Consider the following 1,000-nt stretch of genomic DNA (forward strand, 5'->3'; position numbering starts at 1 on the left):
ACAGTCAGGATGGAAGTTACACCCAACCAAAAGACGAATCAAGTTTACCGATAATAAAGGTATTGGCGAGGTAAAACTTTTAGGTAAGTGGGATATTCATACTTTCGATCTAAAACTGATCAAACGAGTACGTATCGTTAAGCGTTCTGATGGTTATTATGTTCAGTTTTGCGTTAAGATTGAAAACTCCCGACCTGCGCCAGAGACTAACACAGAAGTTGGAATCGATGTTGGACTTGAGTATTTTTATTCGGACAGTAATGGTAATCATGAAGAAAATCCAAAATTCTTAAGAAAAGCCGAAAAAGACATCAAGCGTTCTCAGGGTAAAATTTACAAAAAAAAGAAGGGGTCATCTGGCAGAAATAAGGCTCGTGGTATCTATTCTCGCAAACATTTAAGAGTAACAAGACAGAGGAATGAACATGCCAAGAGATTGGCACGCAACTTATGTCTAGCTAACGCTAAGATCGTCTTGGAAGACTTAAATATAAGCGGGTTAGTGAGAAACCACAAGCTAGCCAAAAGTATCAGTGATGCTTCTTGGTACAACTTTCGCCAGTGGCTAGAACACTTTGGTGTAAAGTTTGGACGTGAAATAATTGCTGTACCACCCCACTATACGAGTCAAGAGTGCAGTAATTGCGGTGTCAGAGTACAGAAAAGCCTGAGTACTCGTACCCATTCTTGTCCACACTGTGGTTACGTCGAACAACGAGATGTAAATGCAGCCAAAGTAATTCTCTCTCGTGTAAGCACTACCGGAGGGCGTCCGGAAAGTAACGCCAGTGGAGATGTTTCCTCTACTTCAGTTGGTCGCAAGACCTGCCGAGGCAAGAAATGTCTGTGAAACTGGAATCCCCGGGCATCAGTGCCGTGGGGAGCGTCAAGCTGCCCTATTGTTGGCGTTTTTTTGTATTGTGGGATCGAATTGCATCATGGCAGACAAAGAGCATTTGGCTGTGCTCAAACGAGGGATAGATGCCTGGAATCAGTGGCA

Annotated in this window: 2 protein-coding genes; both read left to right on the forward strand. The window is 43.3% G+C overall.

Annotated elements, in window-relative coordinates; all coding sequences use genetic code 11:
- On the forward strand, positions 1-850 hold an 850-nt coding region (locus F6K53_RS45605), incomplete at its 5' end, for a transposase (RefSeq protein WP_293087876.1).
- The coding region (locus F6K53_RS45610; RefSeq protein WP_293087879.1) for a hypothetical protein at positions 813-1,000 on the forward strand (188 nt) is incomplete at its 3' end. The genes F6K53_RS45605 and F6K53_RS45610, both read left to right, overlap by 38 nt.

The organism is Moorena sp. SIO4A1, assembly GCF_010672065.1.
In the GTDB taxonomy this organism is placed as follows: domain Bacteria; phylum Cyanobacteriota; class Cyanobacteriia; order Cyanobacteriales; family Coleofasciculaceae; genus Moorena.